General features: G+C 41.9%; 6 protein-coding genes. All 6 read left to right on the top strand.

Features of this window, described 5'->3' with window-relative positions; genetic code table 11:
• On the top strand, positions 1-142 hold a 142-nt coding region (locus HP456_RS23360), incomplete at its 5' end, for a GvpL/GvpF family gas vesicle protein (RefSeq protein WP_172255504.1).
• Positions 139-396, top strand: a complete 258-nt coding sequence (locus tag HP456_RS23355; protein ID WP_172255502.1) for a gas vesicle protein GvpG — start codon at positions 139-141, stop codon at positions 394-396. The genes HP456_RS23360 and HP456_RS23355, both read left to right, overlap by 4 nt.
• 10 nt (positions 397-406) lie before the next feature.
• Positions 407-1,213: a GvpL/GvpF family gas vesicle protein gene (locus HP456_RS23350; protein ID WP_172255500.1), complete on the top strand. Its 807-nt coding sequence runs from the start codon at positions 407-409 to the stop codon at positions 1,211-1,213.
• 74 nt (positions 1,214-1,287) lie between these two features.
• Positions 1,288-1,569, top strand: a complete 282-nt coding sequence (locus HP456_RS23345; protein WP_172255498.1) for a gas vesicle protein — start codon at positions 1,288-1,290, stop codon at positions 1,567-1,569.
• Positions 1,529-1,819: a gas vesicle protein K gene (locus HP456_RS23340; RefSeq protein ID WP_172255496.1), complete on the top strand. Its 291-nt coding sequence runs from the start codon at positions 1,529-1,531 to the stop codon at positions 1,817-1,819. The genes HP456_RS23345 and HP456_RS23340 overlap by 41 nt, the downstream gene beginning before the upstream one ends.
• A 34-nt stretch (positions 1,820-1,853) precedes the next feature.
• The coding region (locus HP456_RS23335; protein ID WP_172255494.1) for a gas vesicle protein at positions 1,854-2,002 on the top strand (149 nt) is incomplete at its 3' end.

The following is a 2,002-nucleotide window of genomic DNA, read 5'->3' as shown; positions in this document are numbered from 1 at the left end:
TCGCGACAAAGAAGAATTATTTGACCAGAAGGTGAATGAAGCACATGAAAAGTGGAAGGATAAGGTCGACTTTCATTACAGCGGACCATGGCCGGCATATAACTTTGTCAATATCCGCTTAAAGGTTGAAGAAGCCGGATGATTCACAAATTGGTGAGTGCACCAATTAATATGGTCATTAAGATCGGAGAAAAGATTCAAGAAGAAGCGGACAAAGAACTTTACGACCTTCCAACCATTCAGCAAAAACTAATTCAACTTCAAATGATGTATGAACTTGGAGAAATACCGGAAGAAGCCTTTCAGGAGAAGGAAGATGAACTGCTGGCAAGATATGAAATCGCGAAGAGGCGGGAAATGGAACAATGGGAAGAAATGACGAAGAAGAAGGAATGAGGGTGAACAAATGAGCGATTTACTTTATTTATATGGCTTGATCCCAACGAACGAAGCAAATGATCAATCGCTTCCCTCTAAAACAGGTTTCGATGGTGAAAGCGAGCTTTATACCATTGGGGTTGGTGAGGTGACAGCCATTGTATGCGACCTGGATTCCGGTAAACATACGGAAGAAGAATTGAAGGATAAGATTGAAAATGATATGAAATGGCTTCAGGAGAAGGCTTTCCATCATCATGAAACCGTCTTGATGGTATCGAAAATGTATACGATTGTCCCCTTGAAGTTCTGTACGCTTTATAAAAGTGAAGACAGCTTGAAGACCAGCGTTGAAAGCAATCGCAATAAGCTGGAAAGCACCTTTTCAAAGCTGAAGGGGAATGAAGAATGGAATCTGAAGATCTTCTGCAATGATAAACGGCTCAGGGAAGAAGTGAGCGAGAGCAACCCTGCCATCGAAGAGAAAAGAACAGAAATCAGCGAGCTGCCTAAAGGCAGACAGTTTTTTGAAAAGAAAAAGATAGACAAATTGATTGATAATGAACTTGAAAATGAGAAAAACAAGATTTGTGAAGAGGTCCACGAAAAGCTGAAAAAAAAGGCACTCGAAGGCAGTGTAAAGAAAAACTGGGGCAAGGATGTCACCGGACGCCAGGAAAACATGGCCTGGAACAGTGTGTTCCTGATCGCTGAAGAAAATGTGGATGATTTCATCGAAGAAGTGAATCGATATAAAGAAGAACTCGAGAAAACGGGTTGGAGCTTCGAAGCTTCCGGACCTTGGCCGCCGTACCATTTCTCAAGTTTTTCATAAAATTGGCTGTTTCAAGGGAAGAGTCTTGAGGGGATTCAATCAGTATGAGAGCGAATAGAAGGGAATTGTGAGCTATGACAGTAAGAGAATCGATTGAAAACAAGGAAATTGCACTCATAGATATATTAGACGTGATTCTCGATAAAGGTGTAGCGATCAAAGGAGACCTTGTTATATCGATTGCAGGTGTCGATCTTGTTTATTTAGACCTCAGAATATTGATTTCCTCGGTAGAAACCCTGGTCCAGCATAAAAATGGCACTCGGAAAGAAATCAATTCCGGGAAACTTGATAAAGAAAAGGAGGAACTCATCCATGCAACAGGTCAGCCAGACAAATGGGCGCGGCAGGATTAATTTCGATTCAGATAATCCTGAGGATGGTTTAGCTCAGCTTGTCCTCACCGTCATTGAGTTAATTAGACAAATAGTGGAAAGGCATGCCATGAGGCGGGTGGAAGGCGGCACTTTGACAGATCAACAGGTTGAGGATCTAGGGATTGCCTTGATGAATCTTGAAGAAAAAATGGAAGAATTAAAAGAGATTTTCGGTCTTGATGCAGAAGACCTTAATATAGATCTCGGGCCGCTGGGAAGTCTGATGTAACCACTTCCTATCTGATCTAAAGGAGGACAACGATATGGCTATGGAACATTCGATGCAGTCAAATACGATTGTGGATGTTTTAGAGAAAGTCTTAGATAAAGGGGTTGTCATCGCAGGGGATATTACGGTCGGGATAGCCGATGTTGAACTATTGACTATCAAAATCCGTTTAATCGTCGCTTC

The sequence above is a fragment of the Bacillus haikouensis genome, from assembly GCF_013179555.1.
GTDB lineage: Bacteria > Bacillota > Bacilli > Bacillales > Bacillaceae_B > Rossellomorea > Rossellomorea haikouensis_A.
The sequence above is the reverse complement of the archived record's forward strand: the minus strand, read 5'-3'. Positions and strand labels throughout refer to the sequence as shown.

Excerpts from the sequence above, each read along its gene's own strand:
- HP456_RS23355 (WP_172255502.1), top strand. The coding sequence starts at position 139 with ATGATTCACAAATTGGTGAGTGCACCAATTAATATGGTCATTAAGATC.
- HP456_RS23350 (WP_172255500.1), top strand. The coding sequence starts at position 407 with ATGAGCGATTTACTTTATTTATATGGCTTGATCCCAACGAACGAAGCA.
- HP456_RS23345 (WP_172255498.1), top strand. The coding sequence starts at position 1,288 with ATGACAGTAAGAGAATCGATTGAAAACAAGGAAATTGCACTCATAGAT.
- HP456_RS23340 (WP_172255496.1), top strand. The coding sequence starts at position 1,529 with ATGCAACAGGTCAGCCAGACAAATGGGCGCGGCAGGATTAATTTCGAT.